A 25060-nucleotide genomic window follows, 5' to 3' on the forward strand; every position below is an offset into this window, starting at 1 on the left:
TTATCTCTGCGTCCTCGGTGCCTCGGTGGTGCAATCCCTTCCCCCGCGTTGACGCTGCTGAGCGCGGATTGAAGACCTCGCTCACCACCAATCATCCAAGCCATTCGGCGGCTTCTCTGGCCCAATAGGTGATAATCATGTCAGCGCCGGCACGTCGAATGGCGGTCAGCATCTCCAACGCAATCCGCTGCTCGTCGAGCCAGCCCTGTAATGCTGCGGCCTTCACCATACTGTACTCGCCGCTCACCTGATACGCTGCCAGCGGCAATGCATGGCGGTCGCGCACCTGCCGGATAATGTCGAGGTAGGCGAGTGCCGGTTTGACCATCAGGATATCTGCCCCCTCCGCAACATCGAGATCGACTTCACGCAGTGCTTCACGCGCATTGGCCGGATCCATCTGGTACTGGCTCCGATCACCGAACTGAGGCGGACTTTCGGCAGCATCACGGAAGGGAGCATAAAAACCGCTGGCATACTTTGCGGCATAGCTCATGATCGCGGTATGGCTCAGCCCCGCAGCGTCCAGCGCCGAGCGAATCGCCGCCACCATGCCATCGATCATGCCAGAAGGGGCAATAATATCGGCTCCGGCACGGGCATGCACTACCGATGCTTCGGCCAGCAGCGCCAGGGTTGGATCGTTAAGCAGGTACCCTTCACCCAACTGCGGTTGAAAATCATCGCGCGTCGGTGCATTGAGCACACCGCAGTGACCGTGATCGGTGTACTCGCAGAAGCACATATCGCTGATAACCACCATCCCGGGCACTTCAGCTTTGATGGCCTGGATCGCCTGGGGCACAATCCCCGCCGGGTCAGCATTCTCGCTACCACACGGATCCTTGTGGGCCGGAATCCCAAACAGGAGTACGGCTCGAATTCCGAGGACTGCTAGCTCGCGCGCTTCGCGGGCAGCCTGGTCGGGAGACATCTGGTACTGACCGGGCATCGAGGCAATCGGATTGCGCAGGTTATGGCCGTGACGGACAAAGATTGGGGCAATCAACTGGGCCGGTGTCAGGCGAGTTTCGCGCACCAGATCGCGCATGGCCGGACTGATCCGCAATCGGCGCGGACGGTGAACCGGCGTTGGTACCTGCGTCGTCGTACCATTCGTGGCCGGTGTATGACGTGAGAGCACATCCACTGCCTTACTCCTTCACTTCACAATACGGTGTAAAAACCTGTTCAAGCACAGCAATCAGCGCATCGTCGTTTGGACGTTCGGCAACACCAGCAATAGGGAGACCAAGATCAGCGCAAACGGCAGCCGTGCTGGGGCCAATGCAGACCAGTGGCGGTAAGCCAGTCGGTACACGAAGCTGATGCAACTGGCGAACTGCCGAACCACTGGCGAGCACGATAGCGTCAACCGCACCATCATCGATCATACGTTGCAAATCGGCAAGACCAGGGCCAGCCACAGTGCAATATGCAGTAACCCGATCAACATCGGCGCCAGCAGCGCGAAGGGCTTCGGTGAGAGTTGGCGGAGCAATATCCGCGCAGGGCAACAAGACACGCTTCCCGGCAAGCTGCCCCATGATCGCCGGCAAGGCACTGCCGATCTCGGTATCAGGAACGACCGTGGGTTCGCGCCCCCAGGCCCGCCGACAATCGCCAGCAGTCGCTTTACCAACCGCCGCAATGGCGGTCGATTCGGGAATTGTGGCGTCAGCCAACACCTTCACTGTCTGCCGGCTGGTCACGACCAGCCAGTGATACGCACCAGTAGCCAGACGATTGAGCGCCTGCTGCAATGGTACCGGATCGGGTTGCGGCGTATAGGCAATCAGTGGCGTCAGAAGTGGAATCGCACCGAGCGCTTGCAAGCGTGCAGCCAGTGTATCGCCACGTCCGGCAGGGCGCGTAATAGCGATTCGACGACCAGCCAGTCCCCTCATCGTCGTGCCTCCAACTGATGACGGATAGCGGTAAGAATCGCGTCACCGCCGCGAGCCAGTAATTCTTCGGCAACCGCCATGCCCAACACCTCGGCCTGAGCCGGGTCACCGGTCTGTTCGGCGAACACCAGCGTACTGCCATCAAGAGTAGCCACCATCCCACGCAGGTACATACCGGTATCAGTCACAACCGCATGAGCTGCCACCGGAATCTGACAGCCACCTTCCAGACGACGCAACAACGCACGTTCAGCGAGTGCCGCCGACCTGGCCGCCGGATTGTCAAGTGACTCTACCAGTGTGCGCGTTGCTTCATCATCGGCGCGGGTCTCGATAGCCAGAATACCCTGCGCCACCGCCGGCAGCATCACCGATGGCTCAAGCGGATACACAACCGCTTCGCCGATCTGTGCGCCGGGGGAGCCATCCCACAAACCCAGACGCCGCAACCCAGCCGCAGCCAGAATGAGCGCATCGTACTGACCGGAGGCCAGTTTACGCAGGCGCGTATCAACATTGCCCCGAACGTCAGTCAATTGCAGATCAGGGCGATGATGGCGCACCTGACTGGTCCGCCGCAGGCTTGACGTACCCACCCGTGCACCGGCAGGCAACGAAGCGAGATCGGTGCCCAAACCGGCCTGACGGACAACCAGCACATCTCGCGGATCAACGCGCACCGGAAACGCCGCCAACACCAGACCATCCGGGGTCACCGTCGGCATATCTTTTGCGCTATGCACGCACAGATCAACCTCACCGGCCAGCAGGGCATGCTCAAGTTCTTTTACGAACAGACCTTTGTCACCAACCGCTGACAAGGCCACATCGAGCACCCGATCACCGGTGGTCGAAATAATCCGCAGATCTACCTCTAACGAGGGAAAGGCCGTGCGGAGCGCATCGGCAACCCACTCGGACTGAACACGGGCAAGTGCCGAACCACGAGTACCAAGTAGTAAACGTGCCATAACTCCTCTCAATGCTCCAGATTAAAGAGTTCGGCCAGAATGGAAGCGTAGCGCTTGCCCTGGCCATGTGCGGCAGCTTCGCGTAGGCAACGAGTTGGCGGGTGCAACAGCTTGTTCACGATACTCCGCGACAGTCCTTCGATCACTGCTCGCTGTTCGGGAGAGAGATCGTGCAAGCGACGCAAGGCACGGGCCAGTTCCTCATTCCGTACCTCTTCAGCCCGCTGACGCAACATTGTCAGTACCGGCAGAGCCTCCTGAGTGCGCATCCAAGAGAGAAACTCCTGCATCTGCTCTTCAACGATCTGTTGGGCAATCTCCAGCACTGCGCTCCGTAACTCAATGGTGTGACTCACAACCTCACGCAGATCATCAACCGTGAAGAGATACACACCGGGAATCTGGGCGACATCAGCAGCAATATCACGGGGCACAGCCAGATCGATCAATAACATCGTCGGCGGATCGCACTCACCACAGGCGCGTGCCCGCTGTTTATGGGCAATCGCCTCGGCCACGTGATGGCGGTAAATAACTGGTACCGGTGCTGCGGTCGAGCTAATGACAATGTCGGCGCGGGCCAACGCCTGGGGGAGCGCACCAAAATCAAGCATCTCGGCACCGTAGCGTTCGGCCAGGGCGGCAGCACGCGCCGACGTGCGATTCACGATTGTCAACCGATCAGCACCATTGGCAATCAGGTTCTGCGCAGCCAGCTCGCTCACCTCACCGCCACCGATTAACAACACCTCCCGACCCCGCAGATCACCGAGCCGACGACGGGCAAGCTCAACACCGGCCTGCGAAACACTCGCCGCCCCTTTCCCGATAGTCGTTTCGTGGCGCACCCGCTTCCCGGCTACCAGGGCGATCTGAAACAGACGGTGCAAGATCGAACCGACACTACCGATCCGTTGCGCCGCTTCGTAAGCACTACGTACCTGACCCTGAATCTGGGCCTCTCCCAGCACCAGCGAACGTAACCCGGCGGCAGTTGCACACAAATGACGGGCAACGGCTTCACCCTGGTAAAAATAGAGCGTGTGGACAAAGCTCGCGGCTGGGCGCTGATGAAAGGTTGCCAGAAAATCGACAACGTGTTGGGCCGTCGTTCCAGGGTTCGTTACACCGTACAATTCAACTCGATTGCAGGTCGAAAGAATCACGGCCTCGGCAAAGAGCGGCGGCGTGCCGGTTTCTGAGCTGGTCAATTGCATCAGAGCTGAGGGTAAATCAGTCTGGCTAAAGGCAAGTTGTTCACGAATCTCAACCGGCGCAGTCGTATGATCGAGACCGGCAAGGAACAGATTCATACTCCTGATCCTTTGCTTTGCAAAATGCTCACGGCAAGACACCGAATGGTGAACCATTGTATCCAGACAGGCGGATGGCGACAAAAGACCTACCTGCCCGCGCCGACGCCTCTTCGCGTTGATACGGGCTGTATCATTATACTGCAAATAGTTTCAAAATCTGCGTATTTCTATATTTTTCTACGCATCGCCCATTGCGGCAACCAACTGTCCCAACTCGCGGCGCTGACTACGGAAGGCGCTTACATCAATCGCCCGCAGCATCACAAGTGCTGTACAGAGGATAAGAGCCTCAATTAAAAAGACCGTTGCATACGCACCGGTAGGGCCGACCACCAAAGCGGCGAGATCGCGGATCACGCCGGCCAGTAAGTTGCCCAACCCACGGGCAGCAGCATCGGCAACGCCCCAGGCGCCGATGAAGAGACCAACCTGTTGTGGTGTCGTCATATCGAGCATCAGCGCCAGATTGGTTGCTGTTGCAATGCCGGTACCAAAGCCGAGCAGAGCAATCGCCGGGACAAACAACGGCTCGATATGCAAGATGCCGCTGAGTGCGATCAAGGTCAGACCAACCGCCGCAATCGAGCCGCCGATCATTGCACCACGCTTGTTGCTGAGCCAGCGGCTGAACACAATGCCGTGCAACAACAGGGCAAGGAGGGTCGCCCCACCCCAAACGGCGGTCAATTGGGTTGTGGTGCGCACATCCATCCCAAACGCCTGGGCGCCATACGGTTCGAGCAAGACATCCTGACCCAGAATAGCGGACAGCATAAACATCAGATAGACGAAGAACCGGCGCGCAAGTGGATCACGGACAACCGTCCGTACCGACTCGGCAGCCGAGTAGCGCTCTTCGTGGCTCAGCGGGATCGCGTTGCGCGGCTCAAGGCCGATTAAACCGAGCGCACCAATCGTCAGTGCCACACCAGCACAAATTGCGAAAACCTCAATCAGTCGTTCCGGCGAATAGGGTTCCAGTGCGCGACCGGTGCCAATTGCCGTCCCAATCACCGCCGTAATCATCATAAACCACATGACGGCAATGGTGCGCGAGCGCAGGTGCGCCGGCGACATATCGCTGGCGAGCGAGAGGTACGAAACCACGGCGGTATTGAAGCCCACTCCCCAGATACCGAACACGAAGAGCGCCAGCGCCAGCCCCGGCCAGAAGCTGGCATCCATCGCAAATGCAGCGAAGGGGGTGAGAGCAGCACCACCGATACAGAGCAGTAAGCCTAATGCAATATACGGAGTGCGCCGGTAGCCCCAGAACGGATGGCGATCAGAGAACTGACCGATAAAGACCTGCATTGGCGAGAAGAGGTGGGGAAGAATGATCAAGGCGGCAACGATACTGGCCATCAAACCGAGTTCGTGGATCATGATCCGATTGAGGACACCGGTAATCGGCACCAGACTAATCGCCACCGCGACGTGCAGCATGCCAAGGCGAATCATCTTAAACCAGCTCATCCTACACTCCTCTCTTCGGTAATGCCTTCCAGTCGATCTTCGAGGTCCTGGTAGATTTCCTGCAGGCGGTTGAGGGTTGCTTCGTCGGCAGCCCAGAAACCACGTCCGGCGGCTTCGAGCAGACGCCGCACAACCCCGGCAGTCGCAGTTGGATTGAGGGTGGCCATCCGTTCACGCATCGCATCGTCGAGTGCGTAGGTGGCGGCAATTTCGTCATATACCCAATCTTCTACTGCATTCGCTGTTGCACTCCATCCATAGGTGTGACCAACACGCGCCTCTATCTCGCGTACACCGGCAAAGCCGTGGGCAAGCATGGCTTCGTGCCACTTCGGATTGAGCAATTTCGCTCGCGTTTCAAGGCGCAACATCGTTTCAATTGATGCCACGCGACTGGCACCGGGTGAGCTGATCGCATCGGCAACCAGTACGGGCGGCGGTTCGCCGCGCAACCTGGCCACACTCTTTGCCATACCACCCAGGTTTTCGTAGTAGTTGTCAATATCCGTAAGACCCACCTCGAAGCTGTCGATGTTCTGGAAGGTTGCCTGCACATGACGCAACGCTCCTTCAAGCAAGCTACGGGCTTCCCGCCACTGCCCATCAGCAGTGCGAACAAAGCTCTTGCGTGATAGAAAGGCGTCGCTAAGCTGGTCGTCATTCTCCCAGGTACCACTCTCGACCAGGAAGTTGACATTCGCTCCGTAGCTCCCAGGCGCATTGGAGAAGACACGAATGGCCGCTTCGGCTAACGACAGGCCAGTCTCGGCCACCTGAGCCAGCGCATGCGCCCGCACAAAATTCCACTCTGGCGGCTCATCGGCGGTTGCCGCGAGATACGCCGCCCGATCAATCAGGCGCATCTGATGACTGAGCAGATCGCGGAAGATACCACTCACCGTCACCACCACGTCGATCCGGGGCCGGCCCAGCTCGGCGAGTGGGCGCAGCGCGACATCGGACACATTGCCCAGTTCATCGATGACCGGACGGGCACCGATCAGCGCCAACACTTGTGCGACGCCTTCGCAATCGCTCTTAAGGTTGTCGGTACCCCACAACACAATCGCGATGCTAGACGGAAACTGACCCTGCTCACGATGCAGACGCTCGATCAGTTCAGTGGCCAGCGCTTCACCACGCTGCATTGAGGCCGGAGTAGGTACCCGATAGGGATCGAGCGCAAACAGATTCCGTCCGGTTGGCAACACTGCCGGATTGCGAACTGCATCATTGCTCGGAGAGGGAGGGATAAAACCACCCCGCAGGCCGTGCAACAGATTCCGTAGCTCGTGATTGGTCAACAGACCGGTGCGCAATTCGGCCAGTTTCGGCCAGAGAGGGCGTAGTGCGGTTGCCGGCACCAGATCGGCAAGTGCAGCGGAGGCAGCACGGACGCCAGTCTCGGCATCGGGTGCTTCGGCATAGGCCAGCATCGCCGCCCTTCCCCGCTCTTCGATCAACCGAAGCTGGCTTTGGGCCGCCAGATCGCTATTCAGGCGTGCACATAGATCGACGTAATCAATCCCCATCCCCCGGGCAATCAAAGCGGGCAAACCACCATCCGGTTGCAAGCTGGCGTAGAGCAGAAGAAAGTCGGCCAGCTCAGCCGGCACCGGGGGCTGGCCGAGGACGTGCAGGCCGAGAGGGATCATGCGCTGCTCGATCCGCAGCAGCTCGTGGGCCAGACCGGCAACATCAGCGTAATCATCACCAGTGGCCGCCATTGGAATGCCTAATTGCGCTGCCCGCTCGCGCAGATCGCTCACCAGGGCAGGATCGGGATGGCGCTCAAATTGATCAATTGCATCGCGCAGCGTCCGCAGCCCCTTGTACAGCCCTGCCTGCTGCACGGGTGGCACCAGATAGCTCACCAGCGTGGCCGCCCCTCGCCGCTTTGCAATCGCCGCCTCACTCGGATTGTTCACACTGTAGACGTAGAAATTGGGCAACGGCCCGATCAGGCGCAGCGGCCAGCAACGGGCACTCAACCCAACCTGCTTGCCCGGCATAAACTCCATTGCGCCGTGTGTGCCGAGATGAATGATGGCATCGGCGCGGAATTTGTGGGTCAGCCAGGTATAGAACGCGGCAAAGGCATGATTCGGGGCCGCGTCTTTCGCCAGCAACAACCGCATCGGGTCGCGCTCGTAGCCAAAACTGGGCTGTACGCCGACGAAGACATTGCCAAATTGACGGCCGAGAATCCGAATCCCACGATTGTCGCGCAGCAGATCACCCGGTGCCGGTCCCCAGTACGGCTCGATGTCGGTATACGCCGGGAAGAGCCGGCGATACTCATCCGCGCTAAGCCAATCGGCGATGTGTGCATCGGCACCGTGGGCCGGCCCATCGGCCAACAGGAGCTGGCGCAACGCATCGACACTTTCCGGTACCTCAACCTGATAACCGTCGGCAGCCAGTGCCTGCAACAGACGAAACAGACTGGCAAAGACATCGAGATACGCGGCGGTGCCAACCGTGCCCAGGGCCGGGGGAAAGTTATAGATCACCACCGCCAGCCGCTTATGGGCGTTTGGCATCCGGCGTAAAGCCACCCGGCGCATAATCCGGTCGGCGATCTGCTCGATTTCCGCCTGAGCTGGGGCAAAGCGCTGGCCATCAGCCGCCGGCCCACCAAAGATCAGCGGTTCAGCAGCACCCTCCAGTTCGGGAATGGCAACACTTAGCGCCTGCTGCACCGGCACCAGACCGTTATCATCGGCGCGCCAGTCGTCGATCCGTTGAAACGCCAGCGGTACCAGACTGAGGTATGGACGGTCGAAGCGGGTTAATGCCTCGGCGGCCTGCTGAGGCTGGCTCTCGGCTGGACCGCCAACCAGAGCAAACCCGGTTGCATTGACCAGCAGATCGACATCGGCCAGCTCCTTATCGAGCAGTGGACGCAAATCAAGCCCGGCAGCGTAGGCGACACGGGCCTCCAGCCCGCGCGCCTCAATAGCGCGGGCCAATGCATCAATATGCGGGGTATTCCCACTCAACACCACCGTCCGCAGAGTAAGGATACCGACCTTACCAGCAGACGGTAAGCGTTTTCCACGCCATCGGTAGTAATCGTTCAACGAAGTAAACAGATCGGGTGCGTCAGGGTGGTAGATCGCCGTGTCGGGATAGGTTAGTGGGTCAAGCTGTGGCAACTTTGGGCGCGGCGATGGGCCATAACGACCGATGAGCACGCACAGCAGGCGGTAGAGATTCTCTGGCGAAGCATTCAGCCAGTATTGATGACTGGTAATGTAGGTGTACAAATCGCGGGACGTGCCGGGGATAACTTTCAACACCTTACTCAAATTGCGCAAAATCGCCAGTTGACGCCGGGCCTCGCCTGCACCACCCTGCGGTCGGAGCTTCTGCACCCAACGGCGGAGGGGACCCGGTTCGTTCTCGCTTTCACGCCGTAACGAAAAGCCACCGATCCGGGTACAGCGGATCAGCGCCGGATTTGAGGTAATAATCAGCGTTGGTCGTTCAAAATGGGCCAATCGTTCGACCAGTGGCCGCACCAGATCTTCGCTGAACAGGCGTGCCCCGAACACCAGATCGGCTCGTGCCAGATCGCGGTCGAGTTTCGCCCATCCTGCGGCATTACTCAACATTGCCGCATCGTAGATAGCCAGGCTCAGATCAACCTTATGATCGCGGCGCAGCCGCTCGGCAGCCGCCAACAGCGCCGGACGATGATTACCGTCGATGGTTAAGACCACAACGTGCATGCGCATTTCCCCATCACTCGTACCGGGCGAAACCGGAATTGCGACAAAACCGGAGCCAGACGGCAGGAAATGTTCCTGCCGCCAGTACCGACAGCAATGTATACCCGCGAACGGACGATCCTAATCGGCTGCTACCACACGCTGCGGACGATTAGGACCAGGATAATTGGGGAAGCCAGGCAAGCCCTTCCAGCGAATCGCCTCCGTCGTCTTACGGGTGGGCAACCGATAGATAGCCAGCAAGCGGAGCGCAATTGCCGCTTTCAGACGGGTTGAATGAGCCAGTGCAATCGGATCCTTCCGGCCCTCCAGCGCTCGCAATGCCCGGTCGTACTCAACCAGCTTATCCATGTAGGCGAAGAAGCGCGGATCATCGAGATTCATCGTCTCGGGATAGACCTGGGTTGCAATGTCGTTGCACAGCCGGATCACCGTCTGGTCGTAGTCACGCCAGTCGAGGCCGAGCGCGGCGTAGAAATTGGATCGGCGGGCGTCGTTGAGATACATCGTCGCATATACAGCGAGCAAGAAGAACCGGATCCAGCGCCGGTTGACACCCTCAAGCATCTCAGGTTGCGAGCGCATCAGCAGGGCAAAGAATTCACCGTGGCGGTATTCATCGTTGCACCACTGCTCAAACCACTTGAAGATCGGATGGATGCAGTACTGCGGATTCCGTTCGAGGTGGCGATAGATAGTAATGTAGCGCGAATAGCCAATCTTCTCGGACAGGTAAACCGAGTAGAAGATAAACTTGGGTTGGAAGTAGGTGTACTTCTTACGCTTCTGCAACACCGTCAGATCAAGTGCCACATTCAGATCGGCCATCGTGCGGTTGAGAAAGCCAGCGTGCCGGCCTTCATCGCGGCTCATATACTTGAAAATGGCCCGCAGCGTCGGATCGTGCAGATGCTTGACCATCTCGGCATAGAGCAAACAACCGCTGAACTCGGCAGTACACGAACGCTCAAGAAAATCGATAAAGGAATCGCGTTCAGGCATATCATCGAAATTCTGCAAAAATTCATCGGTGCGGCGGAAGTGGGTGCGGTTGTAGTCGTAGGCAAACTCATCGCGGATCCAATCGAACTCGTCGCGCAACCCGTTGCGGTCGATTTCCAGTTTGTCGATAGCCTTAAAATCGGTCGTGTAGAAGCGAGGTGAGAGGATAGCTTCCTTCAACGCATGGCGAGTCGTGCGGCTAAACTCACCGGGCATTTCCATCATCAGTGGATTAATCCAGAACATTTCGGCGCTCCTTTGCGATCTGGCAATTCCTGACGTCTCACGGACCAAAGGCCCGATCACCAACACTACGGATGCTCAACCAGCTCGTTAATCTCGACCAGACTGCTCTTTTTGGTCAGAAAACGGCGGAGGGCGCTGGCTTTATAGAGCCGGATCGGGCTGCGATAGCAGATTTCGCCGTTGGTTCGACCATCCTCGGTGGGGGGCAGATGCATGATTTCGAGTGTATCGCCAGGTTGAATCTCCATGCCGGGTGGCAGATCGACGTGGAAGTGGAAATGTTCGTGTTCACTCTGTAGGCGAACAAAGCCTTCACCTTCCAACAGCACCTCACGGTTGTACCACTTGTGCAGCGCAAACGTGGCTGCCCCAAGGGCCAGCAATGCCAGCAATCGTCGCATAGTGTACTCCTGTAGTTATGTTTCTGAACTACAACCTTATGAAACTAGCCGCACGGCTTCAATCAACGTAACGTGATAAAACCGGCTACGGATCGGTTGCACCCGTCGTACCTGTAAACCAGACTGGTTCAGAATGGCAGCCACCTCGTGATCGCGGATCATCTGAATCTCGGTGCGTCGTTGACTATGCGGGAACCAGCCGCCGATCCGATGTAGCGCAGCCAGCAGCGTGCTGTAGGGAGCGTAGGTCAGGAGAAGGGTGTGTTCGGTAAGCTGTGCCAGATGGGTGCAGAGCTGACTGAAGGCCGGCTGAGGGTAGTGGATCAAGACATCGAAACAGGCGACAAGCTGGGCCGATTCACGTAACGATTCAATATCGGCCTCGACGCACTCAACTCGATCAGACAGCCCGGCCTCAGCAACTGCCTGCGCCGTTGCAGCGACCATTTGCGGTGCAATATCAGCGGCCCGAACCCGATAGCCACGACGGGCCAGCATCAGACTAAACAGGCCAACTCCACAGCCAACATCGAGAGCAGTGGTTGGTGGTGGTTGATCGTCAAGCCACGAATCGGCAATCGCCAGCATGCGGTTATGACCGTCACGAATACTCTGCCTCACCAGTGAAAGAGGGGCATTCCCGTAAATAGCCGACCAGCGTTCAAAGCCCAAACCGTTGAAATAGTCACGCAATTGAGCCTTGTGCTGAGATAGCTCTAGCACGACTCCCTCCTGGTTGTCTACAACGTAGTCCAAACCTGGAACTACGTTCACAAAGAATGACCATCTACCGGCAGGTTGAGACGTGGCTGTACGTGATCTGGGATAGCGTAGTGCAGAATCAAAACTACGAATCTTCAAATAAATTGTAGCATGAGAGTCAATAACATGGAATATAGACAATAATTGTGCAAAATCTTTGCGTTTAATAGCGATTGGGCAAAAAGGCCGTGCAATGCGGTTAACGAGCGTTGGCTGTACAGATAATATTGGCGCAATTGGGATAGCATTGTTGCATAGAGTACACATCTCTCAGCAAAAGCAGTCATACAACCATCATTGCAGTAGCACGTGCTATAATTGGGCAGCAACATTTTTGATTGCCCGTACACCGGAGGATTCTGGCTATGCAAGGCTATGCTCTGCCTCTCGCAGATCCACTGCCTGATCGAATCGATCTGCGCAGTGATACAGTAACTTTACCCAGCCCGGCAATGCGTGCTGCTATGAGTGCAGCAGCACTCGGTGATGATGTCTATGGAGAAGACCCCACAGTCAACGAGCTGGAACGACTGGCCGCCGAACGAGTGGGCAAAGAAGCCGCGGTACTGGTCGTCAGTGGCACAATGGGCAACCTGGCTGCAATGCTCGCCCATTGTCAGCGTGGTCAGCGGGTGATTCTCGGCAACGAGAGCCACATTTACCACTATGAAGCTGGGGGAGCCAGTGCGTTGGGTGGCCTGATCTACCAGCCGCTGTCAACCGATCTCAACGGCTGCATCGATCTGGCAGAGCTGGCCGAGGCAGCAACTACCATCGACGATGCCCACTTTGCTCCTCCGGGGGTTATTTGTCTGGAAAACACGCACAACCGCCGCGGTGGGGTCGTGCTAACCCCCGATTATCTTGCTCAGGTGCGGCGGATCGCCAATGATCACGGCTTGCCGGTGCACCTTGATGGTGCCCGCATCTTCAATGCCGCAGTTGCCCTGGGGGTACCGGTGACCGACCTTACCAGGCACGTTGATACGGTCATGTTTTGTCTCTCGAAAGGGCTATCCGCACCAGTTGGTTCAGTGGTAGCCGGCCCTGCCGATGTCATTGCACGAGTGCGTCGAGTGCGCAAAATGCTCGGTGGTGGCATGCGTCAGGCTGGGGTGATTGCCGCAGCCGGCATTGTGGCCTTGACCGAGATGGTTGATCGGCTGGCTGAAGATCACACGAATGCCCGCCTGCTAGCCGCTGGTCTGGCTGAATTGCCGGGCGTGCAGATCGATCTGAGCAAAGTACAGACCAACATCGTGCGCTTCACCTTCGTCCACCCTCGCCTGAGCGTCGAGGCATTTCTTACCGCCCTGCGTAAGCGTGGCATTCTGATGGGTAGTATGAGCAACACCAGCATCCGGGCAGTGACCCATTACGGCATCGAGGCAGCGCATATCGAGCAGGTGGTTAGCGCAGCGGCTGAGATTCTGGCCTGACAGACATACAACGACAGGCCAGGATTGCAATCACCGGTTTCGGGTGTTGTTAGAGAGCAGGTTGAGTTGTGAGAAAGAACAGCAGGCAGTAGACCAGTAGACACGGCATCAGTACACCGCAACCCATGATCTATATGCCTCTATGTGGAGCTACGCTGCTCCAGCAGGTATGTTCTATGAACCGTGACGCCTCTTCCGAACAATACATTCTGGTCACAGATAGTGGACAGATTCTGGCAGTAAGCGATGCGGCGCAATCATTACTCCCTCATCTCTCTCCATTGCTACCTGAGCTGATCAACGGAGCAGGCGAGGATACCGTCCTGCTCAACGGACGCACGTACCAGATACACCGACGCCTTCTGAAGAGCGAGAGCGGCGAGTCATACGGTCTGCTCATCTCGTTGCAACAGACAACCGCAGTACAATCCTCCGATCCCCGGCTCGGGGCAATTGCGCTCGCCCTTTCAGACAAACTAGAGATCGATCACGTTCTGGAGAACGTTGTGCGCTTCGCGATTGATCTGCTCAATGCTGATGCTGGCGCCCTGCCCATCTACGACCCGGATACCGACCGTCTGTTGCCGGGGCATCTGGTCAATTTACCGGTTGATCTGATCGTACCAGTGATTGGGCAACGCCGTGGCCTCATGTGGCAAATTGTGCATCAAGGAACTTCGATCTTGATCGCTGATTATGCAGACCATCCGGCGGCGCTGCCGGAACTGGTACAGGTCGGGGTACGTTCGTTACTGGCAACCCCTATCATTTACGGCAAAACACCGCTTGGCATCCTGGCGATGTACCGTTTGCGCAACGAACCGTTCGGTGAAAGTGATCGTGAGTTACTCCAGGCAATCGCCCGCCAGACAGCTATCGCTCTGCAGAATGCCCGTCTGTACCAGCGCGCCATTCGCAACGCCGATGAACGCTTTGCGCTGTACCAGGCCAGTATCGAGATCGGTGCTACCCTTGATCTTGAGCAACTGTACCAGGTGATCTATCGCGCCACAACACGGTTGGTCAGCCATCAGCGTTTCGTGATTGCGATCCCGACCGACAACCGGATGGTTGAGTATGTTCATATCGTTACCCCCACCGGACGACAGGCACCGCAACAGGTACCAATACACTGCGGACTTGCCGGGTACGTCTTGCGTTTTGGCGTTTCACTACGGCTATCTGGTGCACATGCTCTCCCAGAACCGGCAGTTCAACTACTGCCAGAAATTGAAGGTGAACTCGCCGACGGCTCATTACTGGCAGCCCCGCTGATTGTCGGGGATCGGATCATCGGTGTTCTCCTGGTGTGGAGCAACCACCACGATGCTTACACCATGGCCGATTTGAACGCGCTTGAACTGCTGGCAGCAACTGTTGCCGTGGCGTTACACAACGCATTTCGCTTTGCGCAGGTCCAATCACAGGCAATCACCGATAATCTCACCGGGTTAGCCAACCGGCGCCACTTCCTTCAGGTACTACACCAGGAAATGGAACGTAACCGACGCTACCATACACCGGTCAGTATCGCGATGATCGACATTGATCACTTCAAACAGATCAACGACACCTTTGGTCACCTCGCCGGTGATTACGTACTCCGCGAAATTGCTCGATGCTGTCGCCAACAATTGCGTGATGTGGATGTTCTGGCCCGCTATGGGGGAGAAGAGTTTGGTCTTATCTTACCAGAAACCACCTATGAACAGGCTTTGAAAGCTACAGAACGACTACGAACAGTTCTGGCAACTACGCCGATCATCATCGATGGTCGGCAGATCAATCCGACCATCAGTATCGGTGTTGCATCATTTCATCCAAACCTCTATTCCGATCCATCTTCACTGATTGCCGACGCTGATCGTGCGCTCTATCTGGCCAAACAACAGGGGCGCAATCGCGTCTGCGGTGTACAGGAGCTGACCAACGATGCCCAACCCTGATTTTACCTACGTCCAACGCATCCTGACCAGTCGGGTCTATGATGTCGTCAAAGAGACTCCGTTACAACCTGCACCTCTCCTCAGTGCCCGCCTGGGAGCACAGATCTTTTTCAAACGTGAGGATCTGTTGCCCATCTTCTCTTTTAAGCTCCGTGGTGCGTATAACCGCATGGCCCATCTCAGTCCTGCCGAGAAAGAACGGGGCGTCATCACAGCCTCTGCCGGCAATCACGCCCAGGGAGTCGCCTATTCTGGACAACAGCTCGGCGTGCGCACGCTGATTGTCATGCCGGCAACCACCCCAGAAATCAAAGTTGCAGCCTGTCGGCGCCGGAATGCAGAAGTGGTGTTGCACGGCGATAGCTATAGCGACGCTGAAGCGCATGCCTACCGCTTACAGCAAGAATTGGGCTTAACCTTCATCCATCCCTACGATGACCCGCTGGTGATTGCCGGTCAGGGTACAATTGGGCTGGAGATTTCCCAACAGATGCGTGCCGAGCGATACCGTGTCTTCGTACCGGTAGGTGGAGGTGGGTTGATTGCCGGCATCGCGATCTTCTTGAAGAGCATCAATCCCAACATCGAAATTATTGCCGTCGAGCCAGATGACTCCGACGCGATGTACCAGAGCGTCCGGGCTGGCTATCGGGTTACCCTCGATCAGGTCGGAATCTTTGTTGATGGTGTGGCAGTCCGGCGGGTTGGCGAACACACCTTTGCGATTGTCCAACGCTACGTCGATGATTTTGTGCGGGTAACAACCGATGAGGTCTGTGCGGCGATCAAAGATGTCTTTGAAGATACCCGGGCAATTATGGAGCCAGCCGGCGCACTGGCCGTCGCCGGGTTAAAGCGCTATATTGCCGAACACGGTGCCGATCTACCGGCAGTGGCCTTAACGTGTGGCGCTAACATGAACTTCGACCGTCTGCGCCACGTTGCTGAACGGGCCGAAATTGGCGAACGGCGTGAGGCGTTGTTTGCGGTGACCATTCCTGAGCGACCCGGTTCATTCAAGCAGTTTTGTCGCGTGATCGGGCCACACAACATCACCGAATTCAACTACCGCTATGCACCGCGCCCCGAAGCCAATGTCTTCGTGGGTGTCCAACTGACCAATGCCAATCAGCGCCACGAGCTGGCCGAACGTATGCGCAACGCCGGTTATACGGTGCTTGACCTGACCAACGACGAGCTGGCGATCATTCATCTGCGACACATGGTTGGTGGACGGGCACCCGAAGCAACCGACGAACGACTCTTCTCCTTCGAGTTTCCGGAGCGACCGGGAGCGCTCTTGCAATTTCTCGAGTCACTCGATGCCTCGTGGAACATCAGCCTCTTCCACTACCGCAACCATGGCAGTGCTCATGGACGGGTGCTGGCCGGCATTCAGGTGCCCGATGCCGATCTCGATCGTTTCTACGCCTCACTGGCTCGCCTGGGCTACCCGTACCAGGAGCAGAGTGATAATCCGGCGTACCATCTGTTTTTGAAATGAGCAACGACGTCGGTAGAGCCAGGCTGCGGAGCGCTTGAGCACCACGATTGAACAGACTGCCCGTCGCACCAGATGGTGTGACGGGCAGTTCAGAGTTTGTTATCAAAGCTTATACAATCCAATACCCGACAATCGATCCAATCCGTCACCTTTCGCCATCCCCGCTCTCACCACATCCCGCCTGAAGAACACCGCCAGGTGCGGCTAGTGCCACGACTGACGGCATCGCCACGTGCATCGGCTCACCCCACGCTACCTGCGTTGTGCCAGCGCTCCCCATGGATCGGTGCGGATCACCGCGTATCCGGTGCCAGACCGTGATGCACCGGATCGCTCACGATGTGAGATAACACCAGATAACGAGGAAATTGCTCGGATTCTCCTCACGGCAACATATCACACCTTGACAAGATATGCCTGCCGTGCTATCATCAAATAGAACATTTATTCTACTTTGTAATAAAAGAAAGACTATGGTATCAGCACCAAACGAAGGCTTCACTGCCGAAGAACGGAAGGCAACGCAAGAGCGTGCCCGCGAGCTACGTACCGAACGGCATGCCAAAAAAGGTAAGGCGGACGGCGAGCCTGATGTCCTGATCAGAATGGTCGAAATGCCTGAGCTGGATCGCACGATGGCCGGGCGCATTCATACCATCATCAAAACAGTTGCCCCAGAGCTGACACCGAAAACCTGGTATGGTATGCCAGCGTATATCAGAGACAGCAACGTCATCTGCTTCTTCCAAAGCGCCGACACATTCAAAACCTGCTATGCGCCCCTGGCCTCACTGATACCGCGCACCTTGAGAGGGCAACACTTGGCCGGTAGCATTTGCGTTAAAAGAGCCAACCCCAGCGATTGAAACGCAGATCAGCGCATTGATCAAAAAGGCAGTACGGTGAACAACACTGATACATGGGCTGCGGTTGTCACGACGAGAACGTAATCAGGTTTGTCCAGACATATCATCGCAAATTAACTGGTAACCCAATCCAGTAAGTGATTGTAAACAGGATATTCACTGCAAGCAGGTTATTCGCACGGCCTCGCTCAGAGCGGCAGCGTCACCGTCGAAAGGTTGTTGAGATGAACATGTCACGTATACGCGCCGCACCGGTGTTGAGCGGGATCAGGTTGTTCCCGGAACATCTGCGCACGAGAGGGTTCGCTACGAATGCCGGAATTACCCGGTACAGGAAGAACGAAAGACAGGAAAAACAATGAGCACAGTACGCCTGCTAGTCGGCACCCGCAAAGGAGCCTTCATCTTGACCACGGATGAAAAACGCAGCCAATGGCAAATCAACGGCCCGTATTTTGCCGGATGGGAAGTATTTCATCTCAAAGGCTCACCGGTTGATCACAACCGTATATACGCTTCCCAATCAAACGGCTGGTTCGGACAACTCATCCAACGCTCTGATGACGGTGGTCAGACCTGGCATCCGATGAACAACGAGTTTCGCTACGAAGGCATTCCGGGCACCCATCAATGGTATGATGGCAGCCAGCATCCCTGGCAATTCCAGCGTGTCTGGCGGTTGGAACCCTCGCTCACTGATCCGGACACCGTCTACGCAGGTGTAGAGGATGCAGCGCTCTTTCGCTCAACTGATGGCGGACAGAGCTGGCAGGAATTAGCCGGCTTACGTTCAGTAAAGGGCCATCTCTGGCAACCGGGGGCTGGTGGTCTTTGCCTGCACACTATTCTGCTCGATCCACACAATTCTGATCGTATCTTTGTTGCCATCTCGGCTGCCGGCGCGTTCCGCAGCGATGATGGCGGCCAGACCTGGCAAGCGATTAACCGTGGATTGGCATCGCCAGGCGAATTGCCGGATGCCACCGCAGAAGTGGGGCATTGTGTTCACAGTCTGGCACTGCATCCTTCACGCCCTGATGTCATATTCATGCAAAAACACTGGGATGTCATGCGTAGCGACAATGCCGGTGAATGGTGGTATGAAATTAGCAACGACCTTCCCAGTGACTTCGGCTTTCCCATCGCAGTGCATGCCCATGAGGCGAATACCGTCTTCGTCATCCCTATCAAAAGTGACTCAGAACATTTTCCCCCTGAAGGTGCGCTACGGGTCTACCGGGGACGGCTTGATGGTGACCGGTATCGCTGGCAGGCACTGAGTACAGGTCTCCCTCAAAGTCACTGCTACGTCAATGTGCTCCGGCAGGCACTGGCAGTAGATACATTAGATCCATGCGGCATCTATTTCGGTACAACCGGCGGACAAATCTATGCATCTGCCGACGAGGGCGAGCACTGGACACCACTGGCAAGCCATTTACCGCCGGTTCTCTCGGTCGAAGTGCAGGTTATCCCATGATCCGCGTCATACTGCCTTACCATCTTAGCAATCTGGCCCGTGTTGACCGCGAAATACAGATTGAGGTTGATGAGCCAGTTACCCAGCGTTCGCTACTGGATGCGCTGGAACGCACGTATCCAGCGCTACGCGGCACCATTCGCGATCACGCAACGCAGCAACGGCGACCTTTCATTCGCTTTTTCGCGTGCGGTCAAGATCTCTCACACCTATCGCCCGATATACCGCTCCCTGATGAAGTTATCAGCGGCGCTGAACCATTTCTGGTCGTTGGAGCGATGGCCGGTGGCTGATGTTGCAGTACATGGTCGGAGATAGAAGCTCTTTCATGAGTGCAGAAATCACACGCTGGATGGGATGTCTTTCGTGGACAGTTATTACGGGGCGCTTTGTTGGAGTGCGGAAGCCTTGCTTCTGTATACGAATGCACTCTATGCGGATTGCAGTTGCGGCGCTTACTGGTAAATCTGGTAAAAATATGGCACAATGTCAAAATCTCATCTTGACGACTATCCTGAGAATAGATAAACGGAACCAGCCCTTCCGTAGCTGCGATGTCTTGACAGAGGCGTACTGACAGCACTTTAGCGCTGCTATAACATGTGAACGATACATATCTTTGAGCAAGAGTTAGTATAACCTCTCATCGCGTTCAACCTGCAACGTTCATAATGTCAAATCTGGAGTCATAGCGTGCTTGATGATGGGCAACTGCCAGCCTGCCTACCAGGGTCACGTACTGGCAACAGTACGCGCCGCGCCCCAAGCCTGTCAGTGCGTGCGATGGATGCGACAGCGTGACCTCCACACTCCAAACCATGGGTTACGGACAACCCACCCTAAACACCATATCCACGTTGACTTATCATACCACTATGTATTCAACGGAAATACCGTCCTCCGTATTCGCGGTCGACAGCGTAATGGCACGATCACGAGCGATGAATTCTGGTAGACTGAATTGATATAACAGGTTCTAATGACCATGATATAATCAGGCCAGAACAATAATGTTTCTCGAAAGCCTAATTAGCAGCTTGAGCATCAAAAGTTTATGCAGTCTAGTTCAGCACTATACGACAAACAATACCTACAACTTTTCATGGATTCCATTGATGTTTGTCAACAATATAGGCCAAAGTTTGGCAGAGGCAGAAAATCAGAGCTGACCAGGGATGAATTTATAAATATCTATAGTAGCGATCCCTTCTATCATTGGATTGGCATAGATACTTCTCTCATGTATACAGCCCACAAAGTATCTGGCGGAATGACATCAATATATAGACAAATTGGGATAGGCTGTCAACGGATGTTCCTGCAGATGCTCCAGGACTTTCTCGGTTTATTACCTGAACAGATAACCTGGGCGTATACAACACCATCGGCAGACAATAAGCTACGTTACCTCGCGCTCGACGGACGTATTACCATTGAAGACATCAAACACGAGGAAAAAAAGAGCCAAGGTTCAGCGATGGATAAACGATGCAGCATCCAGTATTGCCATACCTGAAGACACAATTCCTCATCTCAAGGGTGTTGTTTTTGAAGTGCGACAGGGATACAAAAGTAAAGACTCAAAACGACAAAACGCAGATATTATCAATGCTGCCAGAGCATACGCTTATCAACACTTACCAGCAATTGTTTTGTTCTCCACACAAATAGATACCGATGTACTTCAACGCTATCGAGAGAATCTCTGGATTGTACTAACTGGAACAACTACTGGTTCATCAATAACCAGTACATATGCGTTTTGTCGTGACGTTATTGGATATGATCTGGCTAACTTCTTTGATCGCCACTCTCAAACAATCAGAGAAAAAGTTGAGCATGTTTTAGAAACACTACTCAAACCCTAGGACATCTTATGAACCAACAACTTAAGTTATTCGATCATCTGACCCATCGCGCTAATCTGCGCAGCTCCCGATATGGATGGCTGAGGCTCACACCGGCATACTCTGTTCATTTAGTTAAGACCGTTCTTAATGACGTAAGACTTCAGCCAGATAGTGTTGTGCTTGATCCGTTTTGTGGCACTGGTACGACCGCGCTGGTTTGTGCCGAGCAAGGAATTGCCTGCGATACTATCGATATTAACCCGTTTCTTGTTTGGCTGACAAGAGCCAAAACGCAAGTATACCTTTCAGAAGATATTCGTAGCTTTGTAGAAGCCTCACAAACGATTGCAGAAATGGTAAGAACCACTGAAGTTTTTACTCCGGTTTGGCTTCCTCCCCTTCATCAAATAGAAAAATGGTGGCCTCAAGAGATAGTGCACATTCTGGGATTTATAATGAAGATAATTTGTGATATGGAGCAGGATTTGGACACAAAAATCTTAGATTTATTGAAGATCGCTTTTTGTCGCACCATGATTACTCATTCAAATGCAAGCTTTAATCATCAATCAATGTCATTCAAACAAACAACAAATTACTCACCCTTTTTTAACTCAAAGGATGACGTAATTCTCACCTGGGAAGCAGCTATCCATGATCTCGCTCAGGCCGCACGAACAACAATTGTAAGACCACCACGAATCTTCATTGGTGATGCAAAGCAACTTTCTGCGTTGCTACCCGTCCATTATTATGACTGTGTTATTACTTCACCGCCCTATCCAAACCGCATGAGCTACATTCGTGAGTTACGCCCATATATGTATTGGCTACAGTACCTATCAGATGGCAGGCAGGCCGGCGAGCTTGACTGGCAGTCGATAGGTGGCACCTGGGGAGTTGCCACCAGCCGTGTCAGTAAATGGGAGCCTACCCACCAACAGTCTATTCCTCACCCGCTCTTTTCTACAATATTAGAGCGGATTGCTGAAAAAAGCGACACACTGACCCGATATGTGCACAAATATTTCTATGATATGGCTAAACATATCGAAGAGCTATTCCTCGTAACGGCACCAGGTGGTTCTGTACACTATATTATCGGCAACTCCAAGTTTTATGACGTTCTCGTTCCAGCAGAAGAGATTATCGCAGCACTATTTGAGGCATCAGGATTTACGAATACTGTAATAAAACCTATTCGGAAGCGAACGTCTAAAAGAGAGTTATACGAATATATTGTGTCAGCAATAAAACCGTAGCGCAAATATATGTTTAGTTATTAGTTCTCCATTAATTTTCTTTCCCCACCACACACCGGAGTGACTACGATGGCGAGACATTCAATCGCGACAATGCCATTTGCCCGTGTTTACCCGATGCATGTCCAGAAAGCAGAACGCAAAGGGCGTACAAAATGAGGAGATTGAATCGGATTATTTGCTGGCTAACCGGCTATACCTTGCAGGAGGTGCAACAACACCTTGCCCAGGGTAGTGATCTTGCCACATTCTTTGCCCAGGTTCCGGCGATTAGTCCCAATTGAGTCCTGATCAAGGGGTTGGTTTGCGGTGTTCGGGCTGAAGGCATCAACGACTCTTTTATGCAGAATGTTCGTTACCTGGACAGGCTGATTAATGAGCTGGCAAAAGGCAAACCGATCGCGAAGATTTTGAGATCGTGATCGGGCCTGAAGATGATTAAACAGTGATACCACTGCTTACACGACGATATATATCTTTTTGGCGTCATCCCCATTCCAAAACGCTACCTGCGAGCCGGTGGTGGGTCGGCGTATTGCCGGAGTGCTGGTTCTGCACATTCGCGATCAGGTGCAGTGGCAGGGTGAGGAGTTGACGTCGTGCCTTGCGGTCTCTGCTCTACGATATGTATAACCAGCGCAATACACACCCGGCCTGAAGGACGCTGAATACAGCAGCGTAGCTGCCGCACGCCGACCAGGGCAACACGGCCAATGCTGTGCAGGAAAGCTTACTGGCACGGGCATAGTTGCAGTACTCTCCCCGACGCAACTCAATCACACAATCTTTCGGCACACAAAGATCGTCTCCTTTTCCGGTAAACCCATGACGGTTATTTCCGCCGGATCAGTAACGATGTCACTCACACCAATCTGCTCCACCACAAAGCCAGCCGTCCCGAGGCGTAACACGACATCCTGACCGTAACGACGCACGTGATCATGCTGTCCAAACAGACGCTCGCGGAGTACCGGATCGGTTATCGTCGGGTCTTCAACGGTCGCCGGACTAGTGATCGGCACCATCACGATGGCCGTGCCGCCCGGTTTGAGAACGCGGTACAGTTCACGCATCGCCCTCAGGTCATCGGGAATGTGTTCGAGAACGTGCAGACACAGGATCAAGGTACATGTATCGTCAGGGAATGATAGGTGCTCAATGTCTGAGCACACGTGAATAGATGAAGGTTCAATATCGGTTGTGATGTAACGAACATGAGATAGCTGCATCAAACGACGTGCAATACCCGGTTCTGGTGCAAAATGCAAGACGGTTTGTGAAGTTTCAGATGTAATAAAACCATATCTGTTCAGAAAAAGGTATAACAGGCGATGGCGTTGCAGTGATCAGCACACCGGACACCAGCGATGGTACGGGCGATGCAAGACCAGAAAACTACGGAGCGGTGTTTCACAAACCGGGCAGAAGTGTGTCTGACCACTAAAGATACGTTTACGCACCGGAATGGGAAGGGTGAAGAGCAGGTTGCTGAGAACGAGATCGCGCAGGCGCTGGTAAAACTTTGGCGAACGGATGGCTATCTTTGCATGGAAAAAGAACCGACGAGCACGTTGTATGATATGACGAGGCATTATTTTTCCCTATCTGAAATGGTGAACATTGTAACTGTTATTTGTAAGGTTTTGACAGCGGACTAACTCGCTGTTACTACCCTATGGACGTGCAAAAAGCCGGTCATCTACCAGACGGGCGATACAGACCGAACGCACTTTTGGCTCTTTCTCGGCCAAGGGGTGAATGAATATTCGAGCATGTCTCACATGCTAAAACAGGACTCTGCTGGTATGATTGATAGTCAGTGAACATATGACGTTATGCATCAATACATTTGCTTCTTCCATACGGCGAGCGACTTCCTGACGGGGTTTTTGTCGGGGTCATCCTACGTCCGATGACCAAATCGGTCAAATGGTAATGAAACGTAATGCCCTATAGAGAGATACCACACGTACCCAACTGTTTGAATGGCTGCAATGACACGTTGCCACGCTGGAGTACGAATGCTACATGCTCACAAACCAGTCCAGTCAGCCAATCCTGGAAGGCAGTGCATTCCCTGGCTGAGCAACATCAGAACCAGGGGTCAGAAGAAGAAGTGGATGTCTCTCGCAAGAAAAAAGGTAAGCAGGCATGTTGTCGTCCAGGCAACACTTTACACTGCCTCCACGTTCGGTATCTGTTTAGCCATTGACTGTTACCATAACCCAGGTTGCTACCTTTGTCACATAGAGGCACGGAGGACACAGAGGATGGGCATCATCCAAGTTGCTGCCTTAAGGCGTGACGGAGCACGTCGATGGGAACTGGCTGCTACTCAAACGGTTCATACTGTGCAGGTACGCTGTACGGTGTTGTGCGCAGTCTCGTGCTGTTTCATAGCAGTCAGCCTTCAAGGCCTGCTCACAGCGTAGGTAGCAACTTGGGTTACCATACGGGAGAACCTGTTTCAAAAAAACATCTACCCACACCCAGCATCCCCCTAATCAGCAGGGTCAACAACGTGCCACACGCCGGATTATGAGCACGGCATACCACGCGACACGCGCATAATGAGCGGGTAAGGCCACCAATCCGGCGCGTCAGGATTGTGACGCGCACACCCGGCATCCTCCTGATCGGCAGGGTCAACAACGTGCCACGCGCCGGATTATGAGCACGGCGAGTGCGGCAGCATGGCTGCCGCACGCCATACCACGCGACACGTGGATGAAGAGCGGGTAAGGCTACCAATCCAGGCGTATAACGACACGACCGGAGCTACGCTCTGCCAGCGGGCAGGAGCAGGATAGACTTGTCTTTGGTCATTGGCGAACATGCATGCGCCTGTGCGACAGTCGGGGAGCACGATAGCACAGCTTTTATGAAATCAGTTCTAAT

19 protein-coding genes and 1 pseudogene are annotated in these 25060 nt (G+C 54.8%); 9 read left to right on the forward strand and 11 right to left on the reverse strand.

Going from position 1 to position 25060, the window contains the following annotated elements:
• Positions 1 to 91 precede the first annotated feature (91 nt).
• The 9 genes from hemB to bchM form a co-directional block, all read right to left on the reverse strand.
• Positions 92 to 1150, reverse strand: a complete 1059-nt coding sequence (gene hemB, locus VAE57_RS13205; RefSeq protein WP_322822339.1) for a porphobilinogen synthase — start codon at positions 1148 to 1150, stop codon at positions 92 to 94.
• Between the two features lie 4 nt (positions 1151 to 1154).
• A complete protein-coding gene (locus tag VAE57_RS13210) occupies positions 1155 to 1907 on the reverse strand; it encodes a uroporphyrinogen-III synthase (RefSeq protein ID WP_322822340.1) in 753 nt (250 codons plus the stop codon).
• Positions 1904 to 2878, reverse strand: a complete 975-nt coding sequence (gene hemC / locus VAE57_RS13215) for a hydroxymethylbilane synthase (RefSeq protein ID WP_322822341.1) — start codon at positions 2876 to 2878, stop codon at positions 1904 to 1906. The genes VAE57_RS13210 and hemC overlap by 4 nt, the downstream gene beginning before the upstream one ends.
• Positions 2879 to 2886: 8 nt before the next feature.
• A complete protein-coding gene (hemA, locus tag VAE57_RS13220; protein WP_322822342.1) occupies positions 2887 to 4191 on the reverse strand; it encodes a glutamyl-tRNA reductase in 1305 nt (434 codons plus the stop codon).
• A gap of 180 nt (positions 4192 to 4371) precedes the next feature.
• On the reverse strand, positions 4372 to 5670 hold the full coding sequence (locus VAE57_RS13225; RefSeq protein WP_322822343.1) for a BCD family MFS transporter: 1299 nt from the start codon (positions 5668 to 5670) through the stop codon (positions 4372 to 4374).
• Positions 5667 to 9443, reverse strand: a complete 3777-nt coding sequence (locus VAE57_RS13230; protein ID WP_322822356.1) for a magnesium chelatase subunit H — start codon at positions 9441 to 9443, stop codon at positions 5667 to 5669. Before VAE57_RS13230 ends, VAE57_RS13225 begins: the two co-directional genes overlap by 4 nt.
• Positions 9444 to 9524: 81 nt before the next feature.
• The gene (acsF, locus tag VAE57_RS13235; protein WP_322822344.1) at positions 9525 to 10652 is read right to left on the reverse strand and encodes a magnesium-protoporphyrin IX monomethyl ester (oxidative) cyclase; all 1128 of its coding nucleotides are present in this window, start codon (positions 10650 to 10652) and stop codon (positions 9525 to 9527) included.
• Between the two features lie 65 nt (positions 10653 to 10717).
• Entirely contained in the window at positions 10718 to 11053 is a 336-nt protein-coding gene (locus VAE57_RS13240; protein WP_322822345.1) for a hypothetical protein, read from the reverse strand.
• 36 nt (positions 11054 to 11089) lie between these two features.
• Positions 11090 to 11776 (reverse strand): magnesium protoporphyrin IX methyltransferase, encoded by a 687-nt coding sequence (gene bchM, locus VAE57_RS13245; protein WP_322822346.1) that lies wholly within the window; start codon positions 11774 to 11776, stop codon positions 11090 to 11092.
• 404 nt (positions 11777 to 12180) lie between these two features.
• Between bchM and ltaE the strand changes: the two genes are divergently transcribed.
• The 9 genes and pseudogenes from ltaE to VAE57_RS13290 all read left to right on the forward strand — a co-directional run bounded on the left by ltaE (position 12181) and on the right by VAE57_RS13290 (position 22584).
• The gene (gene ltaE, locus VAE57_RS13250; RefSeq protein WP_322822347.1) at positions 12181 to 13254 is read left to right on the forward strand and encodes a low-specificity L-threonine aldolase; all 1074 of its coding nucleotides are present in this window, start codon (positions 12181 to 12183) and stop codon (positions 13252 to 13254) included.
• A gap of 176 nt (positions 13255 to 13430) precedes the next feature.
• The gene (locus VAE57_RS13255; protein WP_322822348.1) at positions 13431 to 15200 is read left to right on the forward strand and encodes a sensor domain-containing diguanylate cyclase; all 1770 of its coding nucleotides are present in this window, start codon (positions 13431 to 13433) and stop codon (positions 15198 to 15200) included.
• Positions 15187 to 16704, forward strand: a complete 1518-nt coding sequence (gene ilvA, locus VAE57_RS13260) for a threonine ammonia-lyase, biosynthetic (protein ID WP_322822349.1) — start codon at positions 15187 to 15189, stop codon at positions 16702 to 16704. The genes VAE57_RS13255 and ilvA overlap by 14 nt, the downstream gene beginning before the upstream one ends.
• Positions 16705 to 17177: 473 nt before the next feature.
• Positions 17178 to 17570, forward strand: coding sequence for a hypothetical protein (locus tag VAE57_RS13265; protein ID WP_322822350.1), 393 nt, complete (start codon positions 17178 to 17180; stop codon positions 17568 to 17570).
• A gap of 358 nt (positions 17571 to 17928) precedes the next feature.
• The gene (locus tag VAE57_RS13270; protein ID WP_322822351.1) at positions 17929 to 19050 is read left to right on the forward strand and encodes an exo-alpha-sialidase; all 1122 of its coding nucleotides are present in this window, start codon (positions 17929 to 17931) and stop codon (positions 19048 to 19050) included.
• Positions 19047 to 19343 (forward strand): MoaD/ThiS family protein, encoded by a 297-nt coding sequence (locus VAE57_RS13275; RefSeq protein WP_322822352.1) that lies wholly within the window; start codon positions 19047 to 19049, stop codon positions 19341 to 19343. Before VAE57_RS13270 ends, VAE57_RS13275 begins: the two co-directional genes overlap by 4 nt.
• Before the next feature lie 1140 nt (positions 19344 to 20483).
• On the forward strand, positions 20484 to 20918 hold the full coding sequence (locus tag VAE57_RS13280; RefSeq protein ID WP_322822353.1) for a hypothetical protein: 435 nt from the start codon (positions 20484 to 20486) through the stop codon (positions 20916 to 20918).
• An 8-nt stretch (positions 20919 to 20926) separates the two neighbouring features.
• Positions 20927 to 22162 carry a DNA methyltransferase gene (locus VAE57_RS13285; RefSeq protein ID WP_322822354.1) on the forward strand — a complete coding sequence of 412 codons (1236 nt, stop codon included), beginning with the start codon at positions 20927 to 20929 and terminating at the stop codon, positions 22160 to 22162.
• A 69-nt stretch (positions 22163 to 22231) separates the two neighbouring features.
• Positions 22232 to 22584 (forward strand): annotated as a pseudogene (locus tag VAE57_RS13290) (DUF2200 domain-containing protein).
• 354 nt (positions 22585 to 22938) lie between these two features.
• Here the strand turns inward: VAE57_RS13290 and VAE57_RS13295 are convergent.
• Together VAE57_RS13295 and VAE57_RS13300 are read right to left on the reverse strand one after the other, a co-directional pair.
• The gene (locus VAE57_RS13295) at positions 22939 to 23505 is read right to left on the reverse strand and encodes a class I SAM-dependent methyltransferase (RefSeq protein WP_322822357.1); all 567 of its coding nucleotides are present in this window, start codon (positions 23503 to 23505) and stop codon (positions 22939 to 22941) included.
• A gap of 3 nt (positions 23506 to 23508) precedes the next feature.
• Positions 23509 to 23754 carry a hypothetical protein gene (locus VAE57_RS13300; protein ID WP_322822355.1) on the reverse strand — a complete coding sequence of 82 codons (246 nt, stop codon included), beginning with the start codon at positions 23752 to 23754 and terminating at the stop codon, positions 23509 to 23511.
• Positions 23755 to 25060 lie beyond the last annotated feature (1306 nt).

The organism is Chloroflexus sp. (assembly GCF_034434295.1).
GTDB lineage: Bacteria > Chloroflexota > Chloroflexia > Chloroflexales > Chloroflexaceae > Chloroflexus.

Coding starts and splice junctions, on each gene's coding strand:
- VAE57_RS13210 (WP_322822340.1), bottom strand. CDS start 1,907: ATGAGGGGACTGGCTGGTCGTCGAATCGCTATTACGCGCCCTGCCGGA.
- hemC (WP_322822341.1), bottom strand. CDS start 2,878: ATGGCACGTTTACTACTTGGTACTCGTGGTTCGGCACTTGCCCGTGTT.
- hemA (WP_322822342.1), bottom strand. CDS start 4,191: ATGAATCTGTTCCTTGCCGGTCTCGATCATACGACTGCGCCGGTTGAG.
- VAE57_RS13225 (WP_322822343.1), bottom strand. CDS start 5,670: ATGAGCTGGTTTAAGATGATTCGCCTTGGCATGCTGCACGTCGCGGTG.
- acsF (WP_322822344.1), bottom strand. CDS start 10,652: ATGTTCTGGATTAATCCACTGATGATGGAAATGCCCGGTGAGTTTAGC.
- VAE57_RS13240 (WP_322822345.1), bottom strand. CDS start 11,053: ATGCGACGATTGCTGGCATTGCTGGCCCTTGGGGCAGCCACGTTTGCG.
- ltaE (WP_322822347.1), top strand. CDS start 12,181: ATGCAAGGCTATGCTCTGCCTCTCGCAGATCCACTGCCTGATCGAATC.
- VAE57_RS13255 (WP_322822348.1), top strand. CDS start 13,431: ATGAACCGTGACGCCTCTTCCGAACAATACATTCTGGTCACAGATAGT.
- ilvA (WP_322822349.1), top strand. CDS start 15,187: ATGCCCAACCCTGATTTTACCTACGTCCAACGCATCCTGACCAGTCGG.
- VAE57_RS13265 (WP_322822350.1), top strand. CDS start 17,178: ATGGTATCAGCACCAAACGAAGGCTTCACTGCCGAAGAACGGAAGGCA.
- VAE57_RS13270 (WP_322822351.1), top strand. CDS start 17,929: ATGAGCACAGTACGCCTGCTAGTCGGCACCCGCAAAGGAGCCTTCATC.
- VAE57_RS13275 (WP_322822352.1), top strand. CDS start 19,047: ATGATCCGCGTCATACTGCCTTACCATCTTAGCAATCTGGCCCGTGTT.
- VAE57_RS13285 (WP_322822354.1), top strand. CDS start 20,927: ATGAACCAACAACTTAAGTTATTCGATCATCTGACCCATCGCGCTAAT.
- VAE57_RS13300 (WP_322822355.1), bottom strand. CDS start 23,754: ATGCCTCGTCATATCATACAACGTGCTCGTCGGTTCTTTTTCCATGCA.